Genomic DNA, 26,412 nt, shown 5'->3' on the forward strand with positions numbered 1-26,412 from the left:
GGCGGTGTCGCCGGTCGCCCGGGTGGTCTCCAGAATGCTGTCGTCGTCGGCCGTGCCGGGTTCACCGGCGCTGTGGCTCTGTCGTGCCGCTGTCGTACTCATACGGGACCTCCTGGATAGGTTGTCGGACGCTCTGACAGTGACAACGGGGCAGGAGCCGCTATTGTTCCCGGTCCGGTCCGCGGCGGTGGCCGCCGGGCCGTCGGAACGCCCCTCCATCGGTGGGGTGCGCTGGGTAAATGCCACCATTGTAAGTTATTGTCCCCGGCAGTGTTCCGGGAGGGAAACTACACCTGTAAGGGGGTGGTCAGGCCTCTACGAGGACAGTGTACGGACCGTCATTCACCGAACTCACCGACATCTGCGCACCGAATACGCCGGTCTCGACCCGCAGTCCCCGTTCCCGCAGGTCGGCGACGATCCGGTCGATCACCGGTTCCGCCACATCCCCCGGGGCCGCCGCGGACCAGGACGGGCGGCGTCCCCGCGCGGTCGCCCCCAGCAGGGTGAACTGGCTGACGACGAGGACCTCGGCCCCGTTGTCGACCGCACCGGCGTCCCGCCGCGCGTCGGTGTCCGGGTCCCCCTGCCCGTCCGACCCCTCCGGGCCGGCGGCGGGACGCAGGATCCGGAGCTCCGCGATCTTCCGGGCGACAGTGCGCCAGGCATCGGGATCGTCGTCGCGGCCCACCCCGATGAGGGCGAGCAGGGCGCCGCGGCCGGCCCCGTCGCGGTTGCCGTCGACGGCGCCGACGACCTCCCCGTCGACGGTGACGGAGGCCTCGGTCACGGTGGAGATGACCGCCTTCACCGGTCCACCTCCGGCCCCTCGGGATCATCGAACCCGTCGGCGTCGCCCTGATCATCGAGATCCCCGGGGATGAGCAGCCCGTGCCGGACGAGGTCGACGATGAGCGGGACCAGGGCGTCGCAGAACTCGGCGGCGTCCCGGTCCGTCACCGCGCAGTAGAGTTCCGCGGTGTCCCGCAGCGACAGTCCTGACGGGTTGAGCCCGGCGATGACCGCCGACAGCGGCTCGTCGATCTCGTGGCTGAACCCGGGGCCGTCGGTGCGGGTGAGACGGGTGACCACCTCACGGAACCCGGCACCGGTGGTGCGGTCGGGCAGTTCCACGGTCTCCCGGGCGACGGTCGGCCGCACCCGGTAGGTGCTGTCGAGGATCCCGTCGCCGTCCCGGTCGGCCAACCAGCCGGCACGCCGGAACCAGTCGGTCACCTCATCGCCGAAGAAACCGAGGTCGGCGGTGGTGATCTCCTCGAATGTGACCTCGCTCGGGCCGGTGATCCGCTGCAGATGGACGAAGCCCATCCCGATCCGTGCCACGTCCGCGTCGGCGAGCACCTCCAGCCAGGCCGCGGTCCGGTCCCGGCCGTCCGTCGTGCGCACATCGACTGATTCATCGGTCAACCAGGTCCGGACGTAGTCGGCGGGGCTGACCTCGTCGCGCTGGATGACCCACGCGCGGACCCCCGTGTCCGGCAGCCAGCCGGCGACCCGGGACGCCGGGGACTCCGACAGGCCCGTCGCCCAGGCACCGAGCAGATGAGCGGTACCGCCGGGGGACAGGTGTCCGGCGGCGCCGCGGACGACGAGGGCACTTGCGCCGTCGAGTGCGATCCCCGAGTCCCGGTAGACGTGGCCGACGTCGCCGGGGCCGACGACGAACGGCGGATTGGACACGATGCGGTCGAAGGTCTCCCCGGCCACCGGGTCGAACCAGCTGCCGGCCCGCCAGTCGACGGTCCGGTCCCGGGCGCTCTGCGCCGAGGCCCGGGCATAGGCGAGGGCACGCTCGTGGATGTCGGTGGCGACGGTCTCCCGGGCGGGCAGGATCAGACTCAGCACGCCCGATCCGGTCCCGAGGTCGAGCAGTCGGTCAGCGGGGGTGGACGGGATCTGCCGGAGCAGGGTCAACGGCGCCTGCCCGACGCCGGGCACATGGTCGGGTCCGGGGATCACGGCCTCGGAGGAGGCGTCCGGATCAGAGACGACGAGCACTTCCGCACCCCCGTCCTCCCGGGGGCTGACCGGCCGGATGTCGACGGTGCTCCGCACGGCCGTCGTGTCCGGTGCCACCGGGGTCAGGACGCCCGCCCCGCGCAACCGGTCGATCAGGTCACCACCGAGAAGGTCGGTGAGAGCGCGGGCGTCAGCGGGTTCGCGGAGGAAGAACGCGCGCACGATCAGCCGGTCGCGGTCGGGGGCTGTAGACCGGTCGAGGAACCACACCGCTGCCCCCGGGTTGCCGGACAGGGCCTGGCGGAAGCCGTCACGGCCGAGGGTGCGCACGATCAGCGGGGTGCCGTAGCCGAGGGCGCTGAGGGCGGTGACGAGGCCGCCCAGCGCGTCGACGTCAGGGGTGGCAGGGGCAGTGGGGGCGTCGGTGCTCACGGGGTCTCCTCGGTGTCGGTCTCGGTGTCAGGGTCGGTCCCGGGGGCGGTCCCACGGTCAGTCACGGTGTCCGGGGTGTCCGGCGGGTCGTCGGCATCGATGATCCCGGGCCCGTCGTCGAGCTCCCGCGGCGCCGCCTCCTGCTGTGCCTCCAACTGCTGGCGGGCAATTCTCGCCCGGTTCTCCCGGACGAGTGCGGGCTTGTAGACCTTCGGCTCACCCTTCTCCCGCCCGTCGCCGGTCTCATTGGCCAGCAGTACCGCGATCCACGGCAGCGGCAGGGAGACCACCGCCACGCAGGCGGCGATGACCGGCTGGTGGGCGAGGCCGTAGACCGCCACCGCGATGATGAACAGGGGGATGCGGGCCAGCTGCAGGGTCGCGTAGAGGTGCCGTCGGTGCCGCCAGCCGGCGAGCCGGGAACGCCGGGCGGTGGTGATCAGGGAAACGGGCCTGTCGCCGTGCGGCGTCCGGCGTGCGCCGACGCGACGGGTGCGGTGGCCGCGGTGTGCTGATCCGTCGTCTCCCTCATCTGCCATGCCGCCCACGGTAGTCCCCCGGACCAGCGGGCATGCGGCACACCCGGCCACAGCGGCGGGCCGGGGTGGAAATGACCGGGGACGAGGGGCATGATTGTCTACCGTGACTACTCCCGGAACAACAACGATTGAACGCCCGGATGTCCGGACCGACGAGAAGACCTCCGATGACACACCGAAGTTCTTCCACTACGTCAGGAAGGACCAGATCGTGGATTCCGCGGTGAACGGCAGGATGGTCGTCGCGCTGTGCGGCGAGACCTTCCCCGTCACCAAGCAGGCCAAGCCGGGATCCCCCGTGTGCCCCGACTGCGAGAGGATTTACCAGGGGCTCAGCAAGAAGTGAGTCAGAGCCTGTCCACCGCAGCACCGGATGCCCTGTACACCGGCCTCCGCACCTGGCAGCGAGAGGCGCTGCAGCGCTATCTCGAGACCGGTCCGCGTGACTACCTGGCGGTGGCGACGCCGGGCGCCGGGAAGACGACCTTCGCGCTGACCGTCGCCCGCGCCCTGCTCGACAACCGCACCGTCGAGCGGATCGTCATCGTCGTACCGACCGAGCACCTCAAGTCGCAGTGGTCGACGGCCGCCGCCCGGATGGGGATGGCGATCGACGCGGACTTCACCAACTCCTCCCCGGTGAACCCCTCGTACCACGGTGTGGCGGTGACCTACGCCCAGGTCGGGATGAAGCCGACCAAGCACTACCAGGTCGCCACGGCGCGCAAGACCCTGGTCATCCTCGACGAGATCCACCACGCCGGCGACGCCAAGAGCTGGGGCGACGGTGTCCGCTTCGCTTACGAGCAGGCGGAACGACGCCTGGCGCTGACCGGTACACCGTTCCGGTCAGATGACTCGGCCATCCCGTTCGTGCTCTACCGGGACATCGACGGGGCCCTGGTCTCCCAGGCCGACTACACCTACGGCTACCAGGAGGCGCTGGCAGACGGTGTGGTGCGCCCCGTCGTCTTCCTCGCCTACTCCGGTAACGCCCGCTGGCGGGACAGTGCCGGCGAGGAGTACGAGGCGCGCCTCGGCGAACCGCTCAATGCCGAGCAGACCGCCCGGGCGTGGCGGACCGCCCTCGATCCGGCGGGGGAGTGGATCCCGGCCGTCCTCGCGGCCGCGCACACCCGGTTGATGCAGCTGCGGGAGAACATCCCGGACGCCGGTGGCCTCGTGATCGCCACCGACACGACCACCGCCCGCGCCTACGCGAAGATCCTGGAACGGATCAGCGGCCGCCCGGTGACCGTCGTGCTCTCCGACGAGGCGGGTTCCAGCGACCGCATCAAGACCTTCTCCGACTCGACGGACTTCTGGATGGTCGCCGTCCGGATGGTCTCCGAGGGCGTCGACGTCCCGCGGCTCGCCGTGGGTGTGTACGCGACCTCGGCCTCCACCCCGCTGTTCTTCGCCCAGGCGATCGGCCGTTTCGTGCGGTCGCGCCGCAAGGGCGAGTCCGCCAGTGTGTTCCTGCCGAGTGTCCCGGTGCTGCTGGACCTCGCCTCGAAGCTGGAGCGGCAGCGCAACCACGTCCTCGGTAAGCCCGACCGGCCGAACGAGGGCTGGGACGATGAGCTGCTCGCCCAGGCCAACCGGGAGGAGAACGAGCCGGACGAGGACAAGGGCTACGAGTCGCTCGGCGCGCAGGCCGAACTCGACAGCCTGATCTTCGACGGGTCGACCTACGGCACCGCCACGATGACGGGTTCGGAGGAGGAGCAGGACTATCTCGGGCTTCCGGGGCTGCTGGACGCCGACCAGATGAAGACCCTCCTGCGCGCCCGGCAGGCCGAGCAGCTCGATCACCGGGCGAAGGAGGAGCACGCGCAGCGGGAGCGGGCGGCCAGGGAGGCGCAGGACGCCGCGGCAGGTGGACACGGTGGTGCGGACACCCACCGCGACCGGGTCGCCAGTGAGGAGATCCCGGCACTGCGCAAGAAGCTCAACGCACTCGTGTCGGCGAAGTCCGCGCGGACCGGCCGGCCACACGGTGCGATCCACAATGACGCCCGCCGCAACTGCGGCGGTCCGCCCACCGCACTGTGCACCGCGCAGCAGCTCCGCGACCGGATCGCGTATCTGCGCGACTGGTGAGAAGCGCGGACGGGCGGGTCCGCCGGTCCCGTTGGTCCGTCAGACCGTCAGTCCGTTAGTCTTGGCCGGACCGTCCGGTGCCGGCACCGGTATCCACCACGAGAGGCAGTGACCCTGATGCCCCCGAAGCCCCCCTCGCACCCGACGTCCCCGTCTCCCTCGTCGCCTTCTGCCGCCGTTCCCGGGAAGCGGCCACCGCGCCGGCAGAGCAGGCTCGGGCTTGTCGCCCTCATCTTCGCTGTCCTGGCGTTGCCCGCCGCCCTGTCCCCGGTTCTGGGGATCATCGTGGCGGTCATCGTCCTCATCGTCGGGCTGGTGGCGCTCATCCGCGCGACCAGGGTCAGCGAAATCAGTACGGGTCAGCCGGTGGTGGCGGTCGTGGTCGCCATTGTGGCGCTCATCCTGGCCAGTGTCGTGACCTCGGCGGCCGATGACCGGGTGCAGGACTGCGGTGCCCGGACCTACGACGATGCCCGGGAGTGCCTGCAGGGCGACAACTGACCCCGGGCACCCACCCCCGATGTCCCGATACCCTCCCCCGAAGCCCCGGTGCCCCAACCCCCGATGCCCGCGGAACGAACCGACAGGCGGATTTTCCTGCCTCTGAGCGGCACCTGGGTTCGTGAACCCGACCACCCCGGGCCGCGACCGACCCCTGGGTTCGTGAACCCGGCATCCGCGGGAGCGGACCGGGCGCCTGCACCTAGTCCAGGTAGTCGCGCAGCACCTGGGAGCGCGAGGGGTGGCGCAGCTTCGACATCGTCTTCGACTCGATCTGACGGATCCGCTCGCGGGTCACGCCGTAGACCTGACCGATCTCGTCGAGCGTGCGGGGCATACCGTCGGTGAGCCCGAACCGGAGCTTCACCACACCGGCCTCGCGGTCGGACAGCGTGTGGAGGACATCCTGCAGCTGGTCCTGCAGCAGCGTGAAGCTGACGGCGTCGACGGCGACGACGGCCTCCGAGTCCTCGATGAAGTCGCCCAGCTGGCTGTCGCCCTCGTCGCCGATGGTCTGGTCCAGGGAGATCGGCTCACGGGCGTACTGCTGGATCTCCAGCACCTTGTCCACGGTGATGTCCATCTCGCGGGCGAGTTCCTCGGGGGTGGGCTCGCGTCCCAGATCCTGGAGCAGTTCGCGCTGGATACGGCCGAGCTTGTTGATGACCTCGACCATGTGCACCGGGATACGGATGGTACGGGCCTGGTCCGCCATCGCGCGGGTGATGGCCTGCCGGATCCACCAGGTGGCGTAGGTGGAGAACTTGTAGCCCTTGACGTAGTCGAACTTCTCGACGGCGCGGATCAGACCGAGGTTGCCCTCCTGGATCAGGTCGAGGAAGGCCATACCGCGACCGGTGTAGCGCTTGGCGATCGAGACCACCAGGCGCAGGTTCGCCTCGAGCAGGTGGCTCTTGGCCTTCCGGCCGTCCCGGTCGATCTCGCGGAGATCGCGGCGCTGCATGGGCGAGAGCTTCTCGTCGTTGAGCTTGGCCTGGTCGAGCCGGTAATGGGCGTAGAGGCCCGCCTCGACCCGCTTGGCGAGCGAAACCTCCTGCTCGGCGTTGAGCAGGGCGACCTTACCGATCTGCTTGAGGTAGGCGCGGACCGAGTCCGCCGAGGCGGTGAGCTCGGCGTCCTTCCGGGCCTGGCGCAGTGCCGCGGACTCGTCCTCGTCCCAGACGAAGCTGCCGTCCTCCTTGGTGGCCTTGGCGGCTTTGCCGGAGTTGGCCGAGTCGGTGTCCCCGTCAGCGTCGTCGTCGGAGGAGGTGTCCTCCTCGTCCCCGTCATCGACCGCGAGATCCTCGTGGTCGTCCTCGTCGAGGTTGTCGAAGTCGGCGTCGTCGATGTCCTCGTGGTCCGGGTGGAAGTCGTCCTCGTCCGCGGCCTCCTCATCGTGCACGCCGTGGCCCGCCTTGGCGGCGCGGCGGGTCTGCTCGGCACCGTCCTTGGTCGCGGTGGCCTTCGCGGCGGCCGTCTTCTTCGCCGCCGTCTTCTTCGCGGTCGTCTTCTTGGCGGCCTTGCGGGTCGTCTTCTTCGCCGCGGTCTTCTTCGCGGTCGTCTTGCGGGCGGTCTTGCGCGCCTTCTTCGGGGCCGGGGCCTCCTCGGCCGCCGGGGTGGACGCTGCTGCCGCCGCAGCTGGCGTTTCCGACGCTGCAGCCCCTGCCGACCCTGTCGGGACAGCGGGGGTGGCTGCGGCCCTCCGGGTGGCGGTCCGCGCCGTCTTCCGGGCGGCAGACTTCTTCGCCACCTTCCGGGCCGGGGTCGCGGCCGCGGTAGCTTCGTTGTCGGTACCGGAGGTGGAACTGGTGTTGACCGCCACGGAAGACCTTTCATACGGGGACGGGGACAGTTGCCTGGGGTCCGCGGACACGTCAGCGGACCGCGGAGCATGATCGACCCCCAATTGTAACCCAGCCGGCGATCCGGCTGCGCCACGGGTGGTCAGGGGTGGTACCGGATCAGGGGCGGATACCTTCACGGACCGCGACGGCGGCACCGACGATGCCGGCCCGGTTGCGGAGTTCGGCCGCCACGACGGGGACGTCGACGGTGAGTTCCGGCACCCATTTGTCGGCCTTCCGGGACACTCCGCCGCCGACGATGACGGTCTGCGGGTTGAGGATCCGCACGTACTCGGCGAGGACGAGATCGAGACGACGGGCCCACTCGCGGTAGGTGAGGTCCTCCCGGTCCTTCACGGCCGAGGACGCCCACTTCTCGGCGTCCATCGCCGGGAACCGGAGATGCCCCAGCTCCGTGTTCGGGTAGAGCACCCCGTTGACGAGCAGGGCAGAGCCGATGCCGGTGCCCAGGGTCAGCAGCAGGACCGCACCGCTGCGGGCGGCGTCCGAACCGTACCGGGCCTCGGCGATGCCGGCGGCGTCCGCGTCATTGAGGACGGTGACCTCGCGCGGGACGCCGTCGACGGCGAGCCGGGTGCGGAACAGTTCCGCGCAGTCGGTGCCGATCCAGCTGTGGTCGATGTTCGCGGCGGTGCGCGCGGTCTGGTCCTGGACCACCGCGGGCACCGTGATCCCGACCGGTCCGGTCCAGCCGGTGCGGTCCAGCAGGTCGGCGACGACGTCGGCGACGGCGTCCGGTGTCGCGGGACGAGGAGTGAGGATCTTGGTCCGCTCGCCGATGAAGTCACCGGTGTCGAGATCGACCGTGGCACCCTTGATCCCGCTGCCGCCGATGTCGACGCCGAATCCGACGTCCTGTGCTCTGCTGTCGGTAGCCATGGCGACTGATCGTACCGGACGGTGGCACCATGGGGGACATGACCGGAACACCTGACCAGCTGCTGCTGACGCCGCAGAACACCGCTGACCTGACCGCCCCCACCGCCGCCGTCCTCGGCGACCGCAGCCCGGAGGACCTGCGGGCGCTCGCCGTGCGGGTGGCCTCCGAGGCTGCCGCCCACGTCCGCCGGTCCCGTGCCGGGCTCCACGGCCGGGTGGCGGTCGCCGACACGAAGAGTTCGGAGGTTGATCCGGTGACCGCGGTCGACCGTTCCAGTGAGGCGGTGATCCGGCGGCGACTCGCGGAACTCGCCGCCGGCGACGCGGTGCTGGGGGAGGAGGACGGTGGTGCGCTGGCCCCGGACCGGGTCACCTGGGTGGCAGACCCGATCGACGGGACGGTGAACTTCGTCTACGGCATCCCGTCGAGTGCGGTGAGCATCGCGGCGGTGGTCGACGGTGTGCCGGTGGCGGCGGCGGTCGCCGACATCGTGCGGCAGCGGGTGTTCTCGGCGTGCACGGGCGGCCGGGCGATGGTCTCGGGGGAGACCGAGCCCGACGGCCGGCTCACCGGTGGCCGGGTGCTGCAGGTCGGCACGGAGACGCCCACGGAGCTGTCGACCGCACTGGTGGGCACCGGATTCTCCTACGGGGCCGACCGGCGCCGGCAGCAGGCGGAGCTGCTGGTGACGGTCCTGCCGCGGGTCCGGGACATCCGTCGCATCGGGTCGGCGGCCCTGGACCTGTGCGCGGTCGCCGCCGGGTCGCTGGACGCATACTACGAGCACGGACTCGGCCCCTGGGACCATGCCGCCGGTGCCCTCGTCGCCGCCCGCGCGGGTGCGGTCGTGCGCCAGGCGAGCCTGTCCGCCGGGTCCGACCGGGGACTCTGCACCCTCGCGGCCGTCCCGTCGGTCGCCGACGAGCTGGCCGACCTCGTCGCCGCGGTGAGTTTCCCCGCCTGAACCTGCGGCGGTCCGGCCGCCGGGTGTCCCCGGGGGAACGGCTTTCCTGCAGGTCGCGGGCGTGTCCGCCGGGCAACGTGACAACAACGCCCCGCTCGTTTACCATGCGCGGGACAACCCTGGGAATGCGGGTCGGTGAAGCTACGTTGACCTGTCCGCGTAAGCCTGGAACAACTGCAGGACCGACGACCGAGGAGGCACCACCATGGCCACCGATTACGACGCACCGCGTCAGAGTGCGGAAGACGAGATCGAGACCGATTCACTGGAAGGACTGAAGTCCGCCGAGAAGGCGGAACCGGCGGTCGACGACACCGATGACGGTGAGGTCGTCGAGCCCCTGGACATCCCGCTGGCCGACCTGTCGGGTGAGGAACTGAGCGGAACGGTCATTCCCCGCCAGCTCGACGAGTTCACCTGTTCCGTGTGCTTCCTCGTGCAGCACCGCAACCGGATCGCCGAAGAGGACGGCGAGGGCGGCTACATCTGCGTGGACTGCGCCTGATACTCCGCCGGACGCCCTGTCCGGTGCTGTCCGGCAGGGCGTCCGGACCGGGGAGGGGGTACCGGACGCCGCGGGGGAGTCCGGGGACGTGGGGGACGGACTCAGGCGACCGGGGCGCCGAAGGCGGCGAGCAGGTCCTCGGGATGGTTCGTCGAGATGAGCCAGTAGGGGGTCGGGTCGTCGGCGTCGTCGAGGACCAGCATCGCCATCGACGGGATCCACGGCCGGTGGACCACATAGGCCGCCGGGTCGAGCTGGCGGCCCATCGCCGCACTGCGGGCCGTCGGCGGCACCGGCAGCGTCCGGCTGACGGCGGACCGGGGCAGTGAGGCTTCGCCGACGTGCAGCCAGGTCTCCCCGCTGCCGTCGCGTTCGACGATCACCTGGTTGCGGGACATGTAGATCAGCGCCCAGGCCACGGCGGCGAGGGCGACGACGCCGAAGATGACCCCCCAGTACCAGGACCGGCTCATCTGACCCTGCCAACCGATGAGGGCGGCGACGCCCACCCCGATGACCCAGTACGACAGCGGTACCCGCTGGTGTTCCCGGTAGAGCACTCCCGGGTCGCCCTGCGGGGTCGTGTCCTCGGTCACGTCATCTCCTGTCGGATCACCGTCGTTCACAGTTGCACAGTGTACCGCGACGGGCCGTGGGGACCCTAAGCAGGTGAGACGGTAGAGTGTCCGACCATGACTGGTAGCAGCGCAGAACCTCCCCTGCGGATCCGGCGGCTCGACCCTGACCTGCCGCTCCCACGGCGGGCCCACCCCACCGATGCGGGCATTGACCTGTACAGCGCCGAAGATCTCACACTCGCCCCCGGCGAGCGGGCCCTCATCGGCACCGGCATCGCCATGGCGCTCCCGGTCGGGACGGTCGGCCTGGTCCACCCCCGGAGCGGGCTGGCCGCCCGGCACGGTCTCTCCATCGTCAACACCCCGGGCACCATCGATGCGGACTACCGTGGCGAGGTGAAGGTGTGCCTGGTGAACACGGACCGGGACACTCCGGTCACGGTGAGCCGGGGCGACCGTATCGCCCAGCTGCTCGTCCAGGCGGTGAGCCTGTGCGACGTCGTCGAGGTCGACGACCCGGCGGAGCTCGGCGAGACCGTCCGCGGCACCGGCGGATACGGATCGACCGGCGTCTGACCGGCGCCCCGACAGGACAATCTCAACAGAGAAGGGAGCCACACGGTATGTGGCCTTTCGGCAGTAAATCCTCCGGCACTGACCGGGACGACGACCGCGACGCGCAGCGGGGCAGTACGGCTGCGACGTCTGCGGACTCTGCGGACTCTGCGACCGCTGCAACCTCTGCGGCGTCCGGTGCCCCGGCATCCGGGCCGGACGCGGCGACGGCTCCGGCCGGGACATCCGACACGGCAGGCTCTGCAGGCTCTGCAGGCTCTGCAGGCTCTGCGGGTACGGCAGATGCGGCCGGGGCGTCCTATGACCCGGTCAACGGAAGCTACGGTCCGTTCGACGGTGACCGGGTGGACTACCGGGAGTTCGACTTCTCCGACTTCGCCAAGGGGGGACTGGACCTGGGGTCGATGATGGTCCCGGTGCCGCACCAGGGTGAGGTCCAGGTGGAGATGGGCCCGCAGGGACCCCAGATGATCCACATCGTCACCCCGGTCGGCAGGGTGACCCCTGTGGCGTTCGCCGCGCCCCGCAGCGGCGGGCTCTGGGAGGAATCCCTGGAGTCCCTGGAGGAGGGGATGGTCAACGACGGTCTGGCGACCTCGCGTGGCACGAACCTCTGGGGCGAGGAGATCATCGGGACCGCCGGCAACGGACGGATGCGGGTCATCGGGGTCGACGGTCCACGCTGGATGCTCCGGGTGACGCTCGCCGGACCGGCCGAGACCGCCGACGAGTTGGCGTCACTGGCCTATGACCTGATCTCGCGCACGTTCGTCAACCGCGGGGACGCCCCGGTCCCGGCGGGTTCGCCGCTGCCGGTGACGATTCCCGCGGCAATGGCGGAGGAACTCAAGCGCGCCGTCGAACAGCAGAACCAGCAGGCCCAGCAGGCACAGGCCCAGCAGAACCAGGCACAGCAGAACCAGGCACAGCAGCCGGCGGCACCCGCCGGACCTGTCGACCACGACGCGGACGGCCCGGCACGCCCCGCCCGCCGGAACTCCGGGACGGCCGACGGCCGGATGGGGGACGCCGGGTGAGTCGACACGCCGTCGGCGACACGAACCCCGGCCCCGATTCCGACGCCGGCACCGCCGACCGCTCCGCCGGGGAGCCGACCCTCCTCGACCAGCTCGGCGGCCTGTCGGGCCTGCTGTCCACGGTCATCCCGGTGCTCGTGCTGGTCCCGGTCAACGCGAAGTGGGGCCTCGGGCCCGCACTGTGGTCGGCGGTCGGCGTGTCCGTGGTCATCTTCATCTGGCGGCTGGCCCGCCGGGAGACGGTCATGCCGGCGGTCTCGGGACTGCTGGGCGTCGGACTGTGCGCCCTCATCGCCTGGTTCACCGGCGACGCGAAGGGCTACTTCGCCTACGGGATCTGGTACTCGCTGGTCGCGGGCATCGTCTTCGTCCTGTCGGTCGTGGTCCGGTGGCCGCTGGTCGGTCTCATCTGGAAAGGCGTCAACGGTGATCCGCGACGCTGGCGGACGAGCCGCACCTCGGTCCGGGTCTATTCGCTGGCGACGCTGGCGTGGGCGGTCGTGTTCTTCGCCCGGTTCATCGTCCAGCAGTGGCTCTACGGTCAGGACGACGCGGTCGGCGCACTCGGCGTCGCCCGGATCGCCATGGGGCTGCCGCTGACCGCGGTGGTCGTGGCCGCGACGGTCTGGGCGGTCAGGGTCGCCGACCGCGCCGAGGGAATCGGCCGGCACGGCGACCCGGACAGTAACCACAGCCCCGGCAGCACGACCGACAACACACATCACAATCAAGGAGAGCAAGAGTGAGCGAGACCCCGGTCCTACTCGACATGGCGGGCCCGGCCCACGGCGGCCAGACCGTCGCGCGGCTCGACGGGCAGGTCGTCTTCGTCCGTGGCGCCCTGCCCGGGGAGAGCGGCGTCCCCGTCGTCCTCGACCCGCCGACGAAGAAATCCTTCCGGACCGGGCAGGTCGCCGATGTCGCCGCGATCGCCGCGCCGTCGCCCCACCGGGTCGCCCCGCAGGATCCCGCGACCGTCGCCGGTGCGGGCTGCTCCGATCTCGACATCGTCGACGCCGCCGGGTCACTCGAGCTCAAACGGCAGGTGGTCCTCGACCAGTTCGCCCGGATCGGGCACCTGGACTTCGCCGGTGAGCTGGCGGATGTCCCGGTCGAGGCGGTCTCCCCGGAACCCTTCACCGGGTACCGGACGCGGGTGCGGCTCGGTGTCGACGGGCAGGGGCGGGCCGGGCTCCGCCGTGCGGCCAGTCACGACATCGTCGCCCTGACGGACATCCCCGGTGGCGCGAGCGCGCAATGGTCCCCGGCGTTGGCCGACGGGCTGGCCGGGGAGCTGGCCGCGGTGGAGCTCACCCCGGGCGCGGAGGTGTGCGTCGCCGTCGGCGACGACGGCGTCCGCTCGGCCGTGGAGCTCACCACGACCGGTCGTGGCCGCCGCCGGGCGTCCGGACGCCGCGTGCTCACCGGCACCGGCACCGTCACCCACACGGTCAACGGCTTGTCCTGGACGGTGCCGGTGGAGGCCTTCTGGCAGGCGCACCAGGGTGTGCCGGCGCTGTACTCCGGCTGGATCGCGGACGCCCTCGCCGACGACCCGACCGCACCCGGCCACGTGCCCGGGGAGCGGGGCGCCTGCGCCTGGGACCTCTACGGTGGTGCCGGCGTGTTCGCCGCCGCCCTGACGGACGCCGTCCCGGGACTGGCCGTCGACAGTGTCGACGTGGAGTCCGAGGCCGTCGCCGCGGGCCGCGCGGCACTCGACGGCCGGGACATCCGGTTCGTGGCCGGTGACGTGGCGAAGAAGACCGATGCCCTGCGCAGCCGGGGCGGTCTGGAAGCGGTCGTCCTCGACCCGCCGCGCACCGGTGCGGACAAGAGCGTGCTCGCCGCGGTGGTCAAGGCCCGGCCGCGGCACATCCTGCACATCGGCTGTGATCCGGCCACCGCGGCGCGGGACGCCGCCCGCCTGGTCGCCGGTGGGTACCGGCCGGCGGGGATGACCGTCGTCGACGCCTTCGGCCTCACCCACCATGTCGAGGTGCTGCTGCACCTCGTGGCCGTGACCGGGGACGGGGACGGCACCGTCCGGAACTGACGGTGACGACGGCGGTGACGACGATGACGGCGATGCAGTGAACCGGCTGCACCGTCCCGGCCGGTAGCATGGGCGCATGTCGATTCTCGAGACGGTGTCTTCCCCGGCGGACCTGAAGAACCTGGATCCGGTGGACCTGGACCGGCTCGCCGGGGAGATCCGGGGCTTCCTCATCGAGAAGGTCTCGGCCACCGGCGGGCACCTCGGCCCGAACCTCGGTGTCGTCGAATTGACGATCGCCCTGCACCGGGTGTTCACCTCTCCGACGGACCCGGTCATCTTCGACACCGGGCACCAGTCCTACGTCCACAAGATCCTCACCGGACGCCGCGACATGTTCGACACCCTGCGACAGTACGACGGACTGTCCGGGTACCCCTCCCGGCAGGAGAGCCCCCATGACTGGGTGGAGTCCTCCCACGCCTCGGCGTCGCTGTCCTACGCCGACGGGCTGGCGAAGGCCTTCGAGGTCACCGGCCAGACCCGGCGGTGCGTCGTCGCCGTCATCGGTGACGGTGCCCTCACCGGGGGCATGGCCTGGGAGGCGCTCAACAACATCGCCGAGGCCGACCACCGGCGGGTGGTCATCGTCGTCAACGACAACGGCCGCTCCTATTCCCCGACGATCGGGGGACTGGCGCAGAACCTCGCGGCGCTGCGGCTGCAGCCCGCCTACGACCGGATGATGGAACAGGGCAAGAACTCCCTCGGCCGGATGGGCACGCTGGGCGACCGCGCCTTCCAGCTGCTGCACGGCTTCAAGGAGGGGGTGAAGCATGCGGTCGTGCCCCCGGAACTGTTCAGCAACCTCGGGCTGAAGTACGTCGGCCCGGTGGACGGCCACGACATCGGGGCGGTGGAGAAGGCGCTGCGGTACGCCCGGAACTACGGTGGCCCGGTCATCGTCCACACGGTGACCGAGAAGGGCCACGGTTTCGCCCCGGCGGTCAACGACACGGCCGACCAGATGCACTCGACCGGGGTGATCGACCCGGTCACCGGCGTGCCGGTCACCACCGGGGGACGCGGCTGGACCGACGTCTTCGCCGACGAGCTCATCCGGCTCGGCGACCAGCGTGACGATCTCGTCGCCCTCACTGCGGCGATGGCCGGGCCGACCGGCCTGGCTCGGTTCGCCGAGCGGTTCCCGGACCGTACCTTCGACGTCGGTATCGCCGAGCAGCACGCGATGACCTCTGCGGCCGGTCTCGCCCTCGGCGGCCTGCACCCGGTCGTGGCCCTGTACTCCACGTTCCTCAACCGGGCCTTCGACCAGCTGCTCATGGATGTCGGCCTGCTGCACCTGCCGGTCACCGTCGTCCTCGACCGGGCGGGGGTCACCGGCCCTGACGGGGCCAGCCACGACGGGATGTGGGATCTGTCGGTCACCGGCGTGGTGCCGGGGATCCGGGTCGCCGCGCCCCGCGACGGCGCGCGGTTGACGGAGGCCCTCGACCGCTGTGTGGCGGTCGCGGACGGTCCCACGGTCATCCGGTTCCCGAAGGGGAGTGTGCCGGACCCGGTGGCCGCGGTCCGCTCGGAATCCGACCACGATGTCCTCGTGGAACGGGCCGGCACCGCCGCCGACGCCCGCACCGTCCTCATCGTCAACTACGGTGCCTTGACGGCGCAGAGCGTCGCGGCGGCGGACGCGGTGACCGCGGCCGGCCACACCGTGACGGTCGTCGACCCGGTGTGGGTCACCCCGGTCGCCGCTTCTCTGGTCGACCTCGTGGCGGCGTCCGATCTGGTCATCACCGTCGAGGACGGTGGCGTGCACGGCGGTGCGGGCCAGCAGCTGCACCGCGCCGCGGTGGACCGTGAGGTCGACACACCGTTCCGCTACCTGGCCATTCCGCAGGAGTTCCTCGACCAAGGGTCGCGCGCGGAGGTCCTCGCCGACATCGGACTGGACACCGGCAGTGTCACCCGGCGCGTCGCCGACTGGCTGGGGACCGGCGCGGAAGCCTGAGGTCAGCCGCCTCAGCGGCCAACGGGGGCAGCAGGGCGTCGGTGAGCAGATCCTCCTGCCAGCGACGGACGCCCTGCTGGTCGAGCAGACCACCGAGAAGCACCTCGAGATCGCCGACCGGGTCAGGCGAGTCCGGTCGCAGGGCCGTGTCCGGCGCGGTCAACCCGACGGCGGACTCCCACGCGACGGTCCGCACGGACCGGGCGACGAGCAGCTCGGGCGGCTGCAGCCCGAGGTCGTCGGCGAGAGTGTCGACGGCGTCCCGGTAGCCGTGCAGCAGCCGGTCGGCGAGTGGATAGTCCCGGGCCCAGGTGCGGTGGTCGGGGTGACCGTGGTGGACTGCGGGCCGCGGCGGCAGGGTGTCGGGGGCGGCGGTGAGCGCCTCGTCGACGGCCCGGGCCAGTGCCCGGCGCAGCCGCGCGGAACCCCGGAGACCGTCGGCGAGGATGTCGGCGGCCCGGGCGGGGGTGCGGGCGGCGTCCACGATGGTGGCGGAGCGCAGCACCTTCTCCGGGGGGATGTCGCGGTCCTGGGCGACCGCGGTGCGGACCTGGGAGAGCCGGCGGGCGACCTCGAGACCGCGCGGGTCCCGGACCGCGCCGAGCCCCCGCAGCCCGGTCCAGTCGGGTGCGGTGACCGGACGGGACCAGGTGGTGAGGATGTGCTCGCACTCCTGCCGGTACCAGTCGGCCCGGCCGAGGTCGTCGAGGCGGGGGAGGGTGTCGGCGAGCAGCTCCGGGAGCAGCTCGACGTCGAGGGCGGCGTAGGTGAGCATGTCGGTGGGGATCGGCCGGGTCGACCAGTCCTCCCGCCCCTTGTCCTTGGCGACGGTCACACCGAGGAAGTGTTCGAGCATGCCCGCCAGGCCGATCTGCCCGAAGCCGAGGAGCCGACCGGCGATCTGCGTGTCGTGCAGCTGCGGTGCGGACCAGCCGAGGGTCGTCAGGGCAGGCAGGTCGGTGTGCGCCGCGTGGAGGACCCACGGGCTGGCGTCCATCACCGGAGCCAGCAGCCGGCCGGCCGCGGGGACGGCGGCCGGATCGATGAGATGGGTCCCGGCACCCGACCGGCGGAGCTGGACGAGCCAGGCCCGGTCGTCGAAACGGAACCCGGAGGCGCGTTCGGTGTCCACGGCGATCGGGCCGGTGCCCGCGGCGAGGGCGTCGGCGGCCCGCTCCACGGCGGCCCGGCTGTCCGCCAGCGGGGGCAGTCCGTCCCGCGGCCGGGTGACGATCGGCAGGTCGGTGCCGCTCACCGTCGGCTGCGGCGCCGGAACGAGGCCACCCCCTCCGGCGGCAGGCCGGCGGACTTCGCGAGAACGTGTGCGAAGGCCGTGACATGTCCGGACAGGTCGGTGCCGGTGGCGGTCCACGAGGCACGCAGCTCCAGCTGGAACGCCCGTGGTGGGCCGGCGATGTCGCCGTAGCGCACCGACGTCGTCGACGTGACGGTGCCGCCGAGGTCGGTGTACAGACCGGGGGAGCCGGTGAGTTCCTCGGTGAGCCAGTCCCAGGCCACCTCGGGCAGCAGGGGATCGCCTTCGGTGGTCGGGTCCTGGTCGGCCTGGATGTAGGCGACGAGCCGCATCACGCCGGGGCCTTCCTCGCCCCGGGGGTCGTGGAGGAGGATGAGCCGGCCGAAGGCGTCTCCCTCACCGTCGACCGGGACGGCGTCCGGGTCGGGCAGAACGGCTTCCCCACCGTTCTCCCCGGCCGCGGCGGCGCGGTCGACCTCGAAGCCGACCGCGTGGCTGTAGGGGGCGAGTTTCCGGGGCGGTCGGATGTCGGTGAGCACCACTCCCGCGCGCACCGGCGCGGCGTGCATCGACTCGACGGCCGCCCGGAAGGCGTCCGGTGCCGGTGCGGAGCCGCCGACAGCGTCCCCCGGTGAGGGTGCTGTGGGTTGTCTCTCTAGGTTCACACCGGCCAACCTATCGAGCGGTGCGGACGTGAGGGGGTAGGCGCGCCGCAGGTACAGCCCCGGTATCTGATTTCGTCCGGCCGGCGGGGCATAATCGGGACCATGGCTCTGACGACCTCCCCCGACGATGTGACAGCGTCCGCCGTGGCCGCCGCCGCGTCCGCCCGCCGCGCCGATGCGGACGCCCCCTTCCTCGCCGCGGTGCGCGGCGAACGCCCGTCCCGCCGGCCGGTGTGGATGATGCGGCAGGCGGGCCGGTCCCTGCCCGAGTACCGGGAGCTGCGCGCCGGCGTGGCCATGCTGGACTCCTGCTTCCGGCCCGACCTGCTCTCCGAGATCACCCTGCAGCCGGTCCGCCGGCATGACGCGGACGCCGCCATCCTGTTCTCCGACATCGTCGTCCCGCTCAAGGCGGCCGGCGTGGCGGTCGACATCGTGCCGGGCCGTGGTCCGGTCATGGATCACCCGGTCCGCACCGCGGCGGACATCGCCGCCCTGCCCGAGGTGGAGCCCGACCAGCTGGCGCCGATCGTCGAGGGCATCGGCGGGGTGCTGGCAGGACTGCGCGGTGACCAGGTGCTCATCGGCTTCGCCGGTGCCCCGTTCACCCTGGCGTCCTACCTCATCGAAGGTGGGCCGTCGAAGGACCACGGGGTGACCAAGGCGCTGATGTACAGCGAGCCGCAGCTGTGGCACGCGCTCATGGCGAAACTCACGCCGACGGTGATCCGGTTCCTCCGGGCCCAGATCGGTGCCGGGGCGGATGCGGTGCAGCTCTTCGATTCGTGGGCGGGTTTCCTCTCGTTGCGCGACTACCGGGAGTTCGTCGCCCCCTACTCCCGGCAGATCTTCGACGCGGTCCGGCCGTTCGGCGTGCCGATGATCCACTTCGGGGTCAACACCGGGGAACTGCTCGGGGAGATGGCGGCGGTCGGCCCCGACGTCACCGGGGTGGACTGGAAGGTCCCCCTCGACGTCGCCGCCCGCCGGATCAGTGAGGCGGCCGGGCCGACGGTCCTGCAGGGCAACATGGACCCCGCCGTGCTGCTCGCCGGCGACCGGGTCATCGCCGACCAGGTCCGCCGCATCTGCGGCGAAGCCGATGCGGCGGTCGCCGCGGGGACCGCCCGCGGCCACATCTTCAACCTGGGACACGGGGTGCTGCCGCAGACCCCGGCGGACGCCGTGACCCGTGCCTTCGAGGAGGTCCACGCACTGTGACATATTCGGTAGCCGTGATCGGCGGCGGTATCTCCGGGGTGACCGCGGCCTGGGAACTGCGCCGGCAGCTCGGGCCGGAGGCGGCGATCACCGTCTTCGAGGCCTACGACCGGCTCGGCGGCAAACTCAAGACCGTCGACTTCGCCGACGGCCCCGTCGACATGGGGGCCGAGGCCTTCCTCACCCGCCGTACCGGACTCGACGCCATCATCCGTGAGGTCGGGCTCGCCGACCAGCTGCGCGTCCCGTCCGGACTGCCCAGCGGGTTCTTCGCCGACGGACACCTCGTGTCCGCCCCGGCGCACACCGTGATGGGTATCCCCGCCCACGGCGCGGACGTCGCCGACCTGGTCTCAGTGGAGACCGCCGCCCGGATCGACGCCGAACCGGACGCCGCCGGGCTGGACTGGACCCCCGGCACCGACATCAACGTCGGGGAGCTCGTCCGCTCCCGGTACGGTGACGAGGCCGTGCAGCGGCTCGTCTCCCCGATGCTCGGCGGGGTGTACTCCAGCAGTGCCGACGATCTCGGCCTGCGGGCCACGGTGCCCGACCTCGCCGCGGAGTTCGACGCGCTCGCCGAACGCGACGGCACCGTCCACCTGGCGACCGCCGTCCAGCGGATGCTGGACCGGCGGGCCGTCGCCGCCGAAAAGCAGCGGGAATCCGGCACCGCCCCCGCCCCGGCGTTCAACACGCTGGCGACCGGCTACCGGGAACTCGTCCGGCAGCTGGCCCGGGCCGCGGACGCGGACATCCGGCTGAACTCCCAGGTCGAATCGGTGAGCAGCTGGCAGGGCGGCTACTGGCTCGAACCCTTCGGCCAGTTCGACGCGGTCATCGTCGCCACCCCGGCCCCGACCGCCGCCGTGCTGCTGCAGGACGTCGTCCCGCACGCCGCCACCCGCCTCGACCGGGTGCAGCTGGCCAGTTCCGCCGTCGTCGGGATGCGTTTCGCGACCGACGAGGGACTGCCGCGCCGGTCCGGGGTCCTCCTCGGGTCGGACGCCCCGACCCATGCCAAGGCCTTCACCTTCTCCTCCCGGAAATGGCCGCACATCGCCGACCGGGGCGGCGCCTTCGTGCGCGCCAGCTTCGGCACCCTGCGCGACCCCGGGCTGCTCGACGCGGACGACGAGACCCTCATCGGCTACGCCGTGGAGGATCTCGCCACCGTCACCGGCGCGTCGCTGCGTCCGGTGGAGACCTTCGTCCAGCGCTGGTGGGGCGGACTGCCCTGCTACGGGGTCGGCCACCGCCGGCTCGTCGACGGAGTCCGTGCCGCCGTCGCGGAGGTCGACGGGATCGCGGTCGCCGGCGCCGTGTTCGACGGGGTCGGCGTGCCGGCCTGCGCCGACACCGGCCGCGCCGCGGCGACGAAGATCGTGGCCGACCTCGGTGCACGCTAGAACCTGCTAGAACCTGCTGTACCCGCTAGAACCTGCCAGAATCCAGACACAGACTGTCCCGCGAGAGGAAAACCGATGTCCAAAATCAACTTCAGGGCACTCAACGAAAAGCTGCAGTACACGATGTGGTCAGTGTTCAAGGTCCGCAACGGGGAACTCGGGGAGGAGTCCGGGCGCGCCGCGGTCGCCGAGGAGTTCCGCGCCTTCCTGGCGTCCTACGACGACGAGGAACTCACCGTCCGGGGTGTCTACGACCTCACCGGACAGCGTGCCGAGGCCGATCTCATGATCTGGTGGCACGCGGAGAAGTTCGAGGACCTGCAGCGCGCCTACCGCCGCTTCCTCCGGGAGACCCGGCTGGGTCAGGCCTGCGACGCGGTGTGGACGAACTCCGCCCTGCACCGGCCCGCCGAGTTCAACAAGTCCCACCTGCCGTCGTTCATCATGGGGGAGGAGCCGGGCGACTGGATCGCTGTCTACCCCTTCGTCCGCTCCTACGACTGGTACCTGCTGCCCGACGCCGAGCGTCGCACGATCCTCGCCGAGCACGGCATGGCCGCCCGCGGTTTCGACGAGGTCCGGGCGAACACCGTCCCGGCCTTCGCCCTCGGCGACTACGAGTGGATCCTCGCCTTCGAGTCCCCGACCCTCGACCGGATCGTGGACCTGATGTACAAGATGCGGTACACCGAGGCCCGCCGGCACGTCCGGGAGGAGATCCCCTTCTTCACCGGCCACCGCGTCAACGGTTCGGACGCCGACCTGACCGGCTTCATCACCGAACTGCCCTGATACGCAGGGTCAGTGAGGGCGGCCGGCGCGGTGGGGGTCGGCCGACCGTCTACTTCGGCTGCTGCTGCAGCGCCAGACCGTTGATGCAGTAACGCAGATCGGTGGGGGTGTCATAGCCCTCACCGGCGAAGACATGGCCCAGGTGGCCGCCGCAGTTCGCGCACAGCACCTCGGTCCGGCGCGTCCCCAGGGAATCGTCGACGCGCTCGATGACCGCGTCCGAGTCCGCCGGGTCGAAGAAGGACGGCCACCCGCAGTGCGAGTGGAACTTCTCGGTGGAGCGGAACAGCTCCGCGCCGCAGCCGCGGCACACGTAGACGGCCTCGGTGTCGTCGTCGTTGTAGGGGTGGCTGAAGGGGCGTTCCGTCGCCGCGTGCCGGAGCACCTGGTAGGAGTTCGGGTCGAGACGCTCCCGCCACTGCTCGTCGGTGAGGGTGGAGAAGTCCTCGATCGGGCCGACCGCCGCGGTCCCGCCGGTGCTGTTCTGGTCAGTCTCAGGTGTCTCAGTTGTCTCGGATGTCTCAGCCATGGTGCCTGTGCCTCGCTGTCGTCGTATCGGAATCTCTGTCCCCAGTTGTAGCGCTTTCGGCGGACGCCGTGTTCCCGGTCATCGTGCGCACCGGGGACAGCAGGTCGCGGACCAGCGCCGCAGGGCCCACCGGCATCCCCGACGCACGCAGCTGCCGCAGCCAGACGACGACGGCGACCGCCGCGGTCAGGACGAGCAGACCCCAGCCCACGGTGCCGCGGGTGTACTCCAGGACCCGGCCGACGGACTCCCAGCGGTCCGAGGTCCAGGAGTCGGGGGCCATGCAGCAGAAGACCCCGGCCCAGGCGACGGCGTTGTGCATCACCGAGCGGGAGCAGAAGACGGTGAAGATCATCGGCAGCAGCATCATCGAGTAGTACATCTGGCCCAGCGTGCTGACGAGGAACACCCCGGTCAGCAGCACACCGGTCGACGTCGCCGCCCAGAGGAAGGGGGCGGACTCACGCCACCACAGCAGGCCGAGCACCGCCACCGCCACGGCGACCGCCGCGATGACCTGGAACACCGGCACGATGCCGGCGGGGAGACCGTAGTGCGCGCCGACCCCGGAGATCGACGAGTTCGCGTAGTCGCGGACCTCGCCGAGATAGGGGGCGACGATGTCGAGGTAGTCCCCGGGCCGGGTCATGAGCGGCCAGGCGATGACATTGGCGAGCACCGGCACGGCGATACCGGTGCCGAGCGTGGCCCACTGGCGCCGCACCAGCGGCAGAAACAGCAGGACCGCGAACTGCGGCTTCACCGTGATCGCCAGGCCGAGCGCCAGTCCGGCCAGTACCCCGGACCAGCGGATCCGGTCGCGGGCGAGCAGCAGGGCGAGGAACAGCACCTCGAGCAGCAGCAGAACACCGTTGACGTTCGTGAACAGGAGCGTGTTGGTCACCGACTCGGTGGCGAAGACCAGGAAGAGGGAGACCGGCCACACCGGCCCGGAGAGACGGCGTCCGACGAGAACGGTGAGCAGCGCGAGGGCGGCGACGATCGCGACGGCGTCGGCGGCGATGAGCAGTGCACGGCCGGCCTCCTGCGACAGCGCGCCCAGCGGGCTGAGGACCAGGGTGCCGCCGGGGGAGTAGAGGTAGTGCGGGTCGTCGCCCGAGTAGTCCTCGGTGTAGACGGCCACCCCGGTGACGAAGCGGTGGACCGCGGCCCAGACCGTCGAGAAATCGTCGGTCGGGTGGTTGTTGTACGGGGTGATCACGATCCGGTGGATCATCGTCAGGACCGCGAGCGGCCATGCCGCCCGGGTCAGGATCCGCGGGGCACGTGCTGCGGCCGAAGGACGGACGGGGTGCGGGGTCGCGGAATCGGGGAGTCTGGTGCTGGTCACCACTGCATCATATCGGCAGGTCATCCCGCCGGGGCAGATTGGGGCGTACCGGCGACGATCCGGCTCTGATCCGGCTCTGATCCGGCGCTGTCGGCTGTCGGGTCACCTGATGGACGTGAACGTCGGATACTGCACTGTGTGGCACCGTTTCGGTCCGCTCGGCGGTGACAGGGAGTGCAGTATCGACGGAGCGGGCGGGTGCCGGGGAGATGCACAAACCGGGTTAATGGTCAAAAAGTGTGTCCGGGTTCCAGCCTCCACAGCAGGTCACCACCCTGAAAACGGCCCCGAATGGCTCCCGGACAGCTATTCGCCCAGGGTGCGTGACAAAGCCATACCCATATGTCCTACGCGGCCGGGCGTCTGGAGCGCCAGGATCGGGTCACTGTCGACAACGCCGTGCCACACGTCGTAGAGAACCGGCATCTGACAGGTCAACACGTCCTGACCGGGACATACCGAGGGTTACAGCGGTGCGTGCACGGTGGCAGAGATCCTGGTCGTCTCCGAGGCCCCAAGCCGACCAGAGGGTCTGCGAGGCTGCACGCACCTCCGCCGGTCGTCCGGTCTCCCCGACCCGAACTCCTCGACACGCCCACAAAAGACACACATTCTGACCATTAACCCCACAAAGCCCCGGTGCGCCAGGCCAGAGTTGGATCTGGCCGGCGCACCGGGGCGGTGTTCTGTGGTCCCAGCTGGGATCGAACCAGCGACCTTTCCGGTGTGAACGGAACGCTCTTCCACTGAGCCATGGGACCGCTCGGGAACGGCAGTAAATGTAACACCTGTCGCGTGGTTCCGGAAAACCGCGAGGTCAGCCGGGGTAACGGTGGCGCCCGCGGAATCACATGGTGTCGCATCGTGTCGCACTGTGTCGCATCTGCCGTGCGGGCCGCCGGGTTCGTGCCGTGTCTCCGGCAGGGACTGCCCATGTCCACCGCGGAGGCTGCGGTCGGCGGTACGGGGACTGCGGTGCCGGTTGTCTGTCACTGACGGCGACAGTCGGTGTTCCGCGGTGTGTTGCGGAAGAAGAGGGGGAAGGAAGAGAAGAGTGGGGAGAAGAGGTGAGGTCAGGAGAAGCGAGGGAGGTAGGGGGTGGCTGAGGGGAGCGGGTCCGCGGGGTGGACGTGGCCGACCCGGTCTGTGCGGGCCGGTTAATCACACCGATGTCATCCCGATTGCGCCCTGTCAGCCTGCCTCGGCGTCCGGAAATCGTTGTGACCTGCGTGTTTGTGCCTCTGTGGCGGAACCGCTAAAGTTCATTCCCGCACCGCAACGGTGCATGCGGATGTAGCGCAGTTGGTAGCGCATAACCTTGCCAAGGTTAGGGTCGCGAGTTCGAGTCTCGTCATCCGCTCAGGATATCCATTTCCCTCTCGTCTCCCGGGACGGTAGGGTCGGAGTCCGAACGAGGCGGAGACGCCACGGTGGAATGGCTGAGTGGCTTAGGCAACGGTCTGCAAAACCGTGTACACGGGTTCGATTCCCGTTTCCACCTCGCAGCGCGCGTTTAGCTCAGCGGGAGAGCGCTTCCCTGACACGGAAGAGGTCACTGGTTCGATCCCAGTATCGCGCACGAACAGGTCGCCTGTGGTGGCCTGGTCACAAGTGAAAATGCGGATGTAGCGCAGTTGGTAGCGCATAACCTTGCCAAGGTTAGGGTCGCGAGTTCGAGTCTCGTCATCCGCTCCACTCCCGTCCGGACCTCGGTCCGGGCACGAGGGAGCCCGCGCGTTTAGCTCAGCGGGAGAGCGCTTCCCTGACACGGAAGAGGTCACTGGTTCGATCCCAGTATCGCGCACGAACAGGTCGCCTGTGGTGGCCTGGTCACAAGTGAAAATGCGGATGTAGCGCAGTTGGTAGCGCATAACCTTGCCAAGGTTAGGGTCGCGAGTTCGAGTCTCGTCATCCGCTCAGAAGCCACGGAGGCCCGGTACCCCAGGTACCGGGCCTTCGTCGTCGTATCTGCGGGGCGCCAGGTACCGGGGTCGAGGGTCGGGGGTCAGGGTGATCCGGGGTGTCGCCGACGCCGATGTGCCGGCGGTGGCAGCGGTCACGGTGGAGTGGCAGCGCATCTGTCCGGGCGGCAGCGGAAAATGTCGTTCACCATAGGGGTGATCGACGTTTACCGCTGCCGGTCCGTCAGAACCGCTGCCGGCCGGAGGTTCTGAGGGTGCGCTGGCCCGCCAGCGAGTGAGAATCCCGGGCACGATGCTCTGTCGCGGGCGCAGGCGCGGCGGAAGGGCCGGGCTCCGGGATTCTGCGCCGACTTGTTGGATTGGCACTGCCACGAGATGGCCGAAATGTCGGCGGAAATGCCGGCGCGCCCCTGCTACGGGTCCGGGAGCTGCCCCGGCGACCCGGCAACTCCACGACCCCCGGTATGAGCCCCATCACGGCGGGCTATCCGGGCTGGCAGATCCGGGCAGGTCACGGGCTAGGGTGGGAGGGGAACAGGGAGTCCGCGTACCCCCGACGGCACCACCCGCCGGACCCCGGCGGGAACCACCGGGTCAGCGGCACCGACTGATAGTCCGGTGGTGCATGTGCGCCACCCGACGCGAAGGACCCCAGAACACACCGGAAGAGGGAGAACCCGAGGATGACATCAAGCCGTATCCGCCGCATGACCATGGCACCAGCGCTGGCAGGTGCCCTGTTCGCCGCCGGCGGTGTTGTCGGGGCATCCTCCCTGCTGCCTGCCGCCGTCGCCCACGACGGCCTCGTCGCGGCGACCCCGGGGCAGGACGCCACCGTGGACGCCGCCCCGACCACGATCACCCTCGAATTCTCGGGGGAGCCGCGACCGGACTTCAACACGGTCGCCCTCTCCCGCGACGGGGAGGTCGTGGCCTCCGGGACCCCGGATCTCGACGGCCGGACCCTGACACTGGACATCCCCTCGGACGTGACCCTCGCCGACGGTGACTACACCGTCGGCTACCAGATCACCTCCTCGGACGGACACCCCACACGCGGCAGCTACAACTTCACGCTCGCCGCCGGTGGGACGTCGACTGACGGGGCGTCCGGACAGGGTGCTGCGACAGACAGTCCGGCCGCCTCCGCCGACTCCGACAGTGGGCTGCCCGGCTGGGCGAAGCCGCTGCTCGGCGTCGCCGGGGTGATCGTGCTGATCGGCGTGATCGTCGTCCTGGTCACGCAGCTGCGTCGGACCCGTCACGACCGGTGACGGCCA

Annotated in this window: 24 protein-coding genes and 7 tRNA genes; 20 read left to right on the top strand and 11 right to left on the bottom strand. The window is 70.6% G+C overall.

What is annotated here, in order from left to right; all coding sequences use genetic code 11:
• Positions 1-307 precede the first annotated feature (307 nt).
• From dtd to FSW06_RS02115, 3 genes are read right to left on the bottom strand one after another with little or no spacing between them, the layout of a single operon-like run.
• On the bottom strand, positions 308-811 hold the full coding sequence (dtd, locus tag FSW06_RS02105; protein WP_010118787.1) for a D-aminoacyl-tRNA deacylase: 504 nt from the start codon (positions 809-811) through the stop codon (positions 308-310).
• Positions 808-2,412, bottom strand: coding sequence for a DUF7782 domain-containing protein (locus tag FSW06_RS02110; RefSeq protein ID WP_010118786.1), 1,605 nt, complete (start codon positions 2,410-2,412; stop codon positions 808-810). Before FSW06_RS02110 ends, dtd begins: the two co-directional genes overlap by 4 nt.
• A complete protein-coding gene (locus FSW06_RS02115; RefSeq protein ID WP_010118785.1) occupies positions 2,409-2,951 on the bottom strand; it encodes a DUF3099 domain-containing protein in 543 nt (180 codons plus the stop codon). The genes FSW06_RS02110 and FSW06_RS02115 overlap by 4 nt, the downstream gene beginning before the upstream one ends.
• Positions 2,952-3,054: 103 nt before the next feature.
• Here FSW06_RS02115 and FSW06_RS02120 point away from each other — a divergent pair, with 103 nt between their 5' ends.
• From FSW06_RS02120 to FSW06_RS02130, 3 genes are all read left to right on the top strand, one after another.
• Complete coding sequence (locus FSW06_RS02120; RefSeq protein ID WP_010118784.1) at positions 3,055-3,297, top strand: DUF3039 domain-containing protein; 243 nt, start codon at positions 3,055-3,057, stop codon at positions 3,295-3,297.
• A 32-nt stretch (positions 3,298-3,329) separates the two neighbouring features.
• Entirely contained in the window at positions 3,330-5,054 is a 1,725-nt protein-coding gene (locus tag FSW06_RS02125; RefSeq protein ID WP_029448815.1) for a DEAD/DEAH box helicase, read from the top strand.
• 117 nt (positions 5,055-5,171) lie between these two features.
• Positions 5,172-5,555, top strand: a complete 384-nt coding sequence (locus FSW06_RS02130) for a hypothetical protein (RefSeq protein WP_193345937.1) — start codon at positions 5,172-5,174, stop codon at positions 5,553-5,555.
• A 202-nt stretch (positions 5,556-5,757) separates the two neighbouring features.
• Here FSW06_RS02130 and FSW06_RS02135 read toward each other — a convergent pair whose 3' ends face one another.
• Both FSW06_RS02135 and ppgK read right to left on the bottom strand, forming a co-directional pair.
• A complete protein-coding gene (locus FSW06_RS02135) occupies positions 5,758-7,377 on the bottom strand; it encodes an RNA polymerase sigma factor (protein ID WP_010118780.1) in 1,620 nt (539 codons plus the stop codon).
• A 139-nt stretch (positions 7,378-7,516) separates the two neighbouring features.
• The gene (ppgK, locus tag FSW06_RS02140; RefSeq protein ID WP_010118779.1) at positions 7,517-8,299 is read right to left on the bottom strand and encodes a polyphosphate--glucose phosphotransferase; all 783 of its coding nucleotides are present in this window, start codon (positions 8,297-8,299) and stop codon (positions 7,517-7,519) included.
• Positions 8,300-8,328: 29 nt separating this feature from the next.
• Here ppgK and FSW06_RS02145 point away from each other — a divergent pair, with 29 nt between their 5' ends.
• Positions 8,329-9,264, top strand: coding sequence for an inositol monophosphatase family protein (locus tag FSW06_RS02145; RefSeq protein WP_010118778.1), 936 nt, complete (start codon positions 8,329-8,331; stop codon positions 9,262-9,264).
• Positions 9,265-9,469: 205 nt separating this feature from the next.
• Positions 9,470-9,769, top strand: a complete 300-nt coding sequence (locus tag FSW06_RS02150) for a DUF4193 domain-containing protein (RefSeq protein ID WP_010118777.1) — start codon at positions 9,470-9,472, stop codon at positions 9,767-9,769.
• Positions 9,770-9,870: 101 nt separating this feature from the next.
• Here the strand turns inward: FSW06_RS02150 and FSW06_RS02155 are convergent, their stop codons facing one another.
• Positions 9,871-10,365, bottom strand: a complete 495-nt coding sequence (locus tag FSW06_RS02155) for a DUF3093 domain-containing protein (protein ID WP_010118776.1) — start codon at positions 10,363-10,365, stop codon at positions 9,871-9,873.
• Positions 10,366-10,461: 96 nt separating this feature from the next.
• Here FSW06_RS02155 and dut point away from each other — a divergent pair, with 96 nt between their 5' ends.
• From dut to dxs, 5 genes are all read left to right on the top strand, one after another.
• Complete coding sequence (dut, locus tag FSW06_RS02160; protein WP_010118775.1) at positions 10,462-10,923, top strand: dUTP diphosphatase; 462 nt, start codon at positions 10,462-10,464, stop codon at positions 10,921-10,923.
• A gap of 47 nt (positions 10,924-10,970) precedes the next feature.
• Positions 10,971-11,960, top strand: coding sequence for a DUF3710 domain-containing protein (locus FSW06_RS02165; RefSeq protein ID WP_083826992.1), 990 nt, complete (start codon positions 10,971-10,973; stop codon positions 11,958-11,960).
• A complete protein-coding gene (locus FSW06_RS02170) occupies positions 11,957-12,706 on the top strand; it encodes a DUF3159 domain-containing protein (protein WP_010118771.1) in 750 nt (249 codons plus the stop codon). The genes FSW06_RS02165 and FSW06_RS02170 overlap by 4 nt, the downstream gene beginning before the upstream one ends.
• On the top strand, positions 12,703-14,016 hold the full coding sequence (locus FSW06_RS02175; protein WP_010118769.1) for a class I SAM-dependent RNA methyltransferase: 1,314 nt from the start codon (positions 12,703-12,705) through the stop codon (positions 14,014-14,016). Before FSW06_RS02170 ends, FSW06_RS02175 begins: the two co-directional genes overlap by 4 nt.
• A gap of 76 nt (positions 14,017-14,092) precedes the next feature.
• Positions 14,093-15,988 (top strand): 1-deoxy-D-xylulose-5-phosphate synthase, encoded by a 1,896-nt coding sequence (dxs, locus tag FSW06_RS02180; RefSeq protein WP_010118767.1) that lies wholly within the window; start codon positions 14,093-14,095, stop codon positions 15,986-15,988.
• On the opposite strand, the gene FSW06_RS02185 is transcribed toward dxs, so the two are convergent.
• Together FSW06_RS02185 and FSW06_RS02190 are read right to left on the bottom strand one after the other, a co-directional pair.
• The gene (locus FSW06_RS02185; protein WP_010118765.1) at positions 15,942-17,243 is read right to left on the bottom strand and encodes a ribonuclease D; all 1,302 of its coding nucleotides are present in this window, start codon (positions 17,241-17,243) and stop codon (positions 15,942-15,944) included. The two genes, dxs and FSW06_RS02185, sit on opposite strands and share 47 nt — an antisense overlap.
• Entirely contained in the window at positions 17,240-17,908 is a 669-nt protein-coding gene (locus FSW06_RS02190; RefSeq protein WP_238525905.1) for a DUF3000 domain-containing protein, read from the bottom strand. Before FSW06_RS02190 ends, FSW06_RS02185 begins: the two co-directional genes overlap by 4 nt.
• Positions 17,909-18,010: 102 nt before the next feature.
• On the opposite strand from FSW06_RS02190, the gene hemE reads away from it, so the two are divergent.
• From hemE to hemQ, 3 genes are all read left to right on the top strand, one after another.
• On the top strand, positions 18,011-19,129 hold the full coding sequence (hemE, locus tag FSW06_RS02195) for a uroporphyrinogen decarboxylase (RefSeq protein WP_010118763.1): 1,119 nt from the start codon (positions 18,011-18,013) through the stop codon (positions 19,127-19,129).
• A 14-nt stretch (positions 19,130-19,143) separates the two neighbouring features.
• Complete coding sequence (gene hemG / locus FSW06_RS02200; protein WP_010118762.1) at positions 19,144-20,538, top strand: protoporphyrinogen oxidase; 1,395 nt, start codon at positions 19,144-19,146, stop codon at positions 20,536-20,538.
• A 75-nt stretch (positions 20,539-20,613) separates the two neighbouring features.
• Positions 20,614-21,330 (top strand): hydrogen peroxide-dependent heme synthase, encoded by a 717-nt coding sequence (gene hemQ, locus FSW06_RS02205; RefSeq protein WP_010118760.1) that lies wholly within the window; start codon positions 20,614-20,616, stop codon positions 21,328-21,330.
• Positions 21,331-21,379: 49 nt separating this feature from the next.
• On the opposite strand, the gene msrB is transcribed toward hemQ, so the two are convergent.
• The 3 genes from msrB to FSW06_RS02220 all read right to left on the bottom strand — a co-directional run bounded on the left by msrB (position 21,380) and on the right by FSW06_RS02220 (position 23,971).
• Positions 21,380-21,859 (bottom strand): peptide-methionine (R)-S-oxide reductase MsrB, encoded by a 480-nt coding sequence (msrB, locus tag FSW06_RS02210; RefSeq protein ID WP_010118759.1) that lies wholly within the window; start codon positions 21,857-21,859, stop codon positions 21,380-21,382.
• Positions 21,852-23,210, bottom strand: coding sequence for a glycosyltransferase family 87 protein (locus FSW06_RS02215; protein ID WP_010118758.1), 1,359 nt, complete (start codon positions 23,208-23,210; stop codon positions 21,852-21,854). Before FSW06_RS02215 ends, msrB begins: the two co-directional genes overlap by 8 nt.
• A gap of 689 nt (positions 23,211-23,899) precedes the next feature.
• Positions 23,900-23,971: transfer RNA gene (locus tag FSW06_RS02220), tRNA-Val, on the bottom strand.
• A 526-nt stretch (positions 23,972-24,497) separates the two neighbouring features.
• Here FSW06_RS02220 and FSW06_RS02225 point away from each other — a divergent pair.
• The 7 genes from FSW06_RS02225 (at position 24,498) to FSW06_RS02255 (ending at position 26,406) form a co-directional block, all read left to right on the top strand.
• Positions 24,498-24,570 (top strand) — tRNA-Gly (locus FSW06_RS02225).
• Positions 24,571-24,639: 69 nt separating this feature from the next.
• Positions 24,640-24,711, top strand: a tRNA-Cys gene (locus FSW06_RS02230).
• Between the two features lie 6 nt (positions 24,712-24,717).
• Positions 24,718-24,789, top strand: a tRNA-Val gene (locus tag FSW06_RS02235).
• 40 nt (positions 24,790-24,829) lie between these two features.
• Positions 24,830-24,905, top strand: a tRNA-Gly gene (locus tag FSW06_RS02240).
• 37 nt (positions 24,906-24,942) lie between these two features.
• Positions 24,943-25,014 (top strand) — tRNA-Val (locus FSW06_RS02245).
• A 40-nt stretch (positions 25,015-25,054) separates the two neighbouring features.
• Positions 25,055-25,127, top strand: a tRNA-Gly gene (locus FSW06_RS02250).
• 712 nt (positions 25,128-25,839) lie between these two features.
• Positions 25,840-26,406, top strand: a complete 567-nt coding sequence (locus tag FSW06_RS02255; protein WP_010118756.1) for a copper resistance CopC family protein — start codon at positions 25,840-25,842, stop codon at positions 26,404-26,406.
• Positions 26,407-26,412 lie beyond the last annotated feature (6 nt).

Origin of the sequence: Corynebacterium nuruki S6-4, assembly GCF_007970465.1 — a bacterium.
Taxonomy (GTDB): Bacteria; Actinomycetota; Actinomycetes; order Mycobacteriales; family Mycobacteriaceae; genus Corynebacterium; species Corynebacterium nuruki.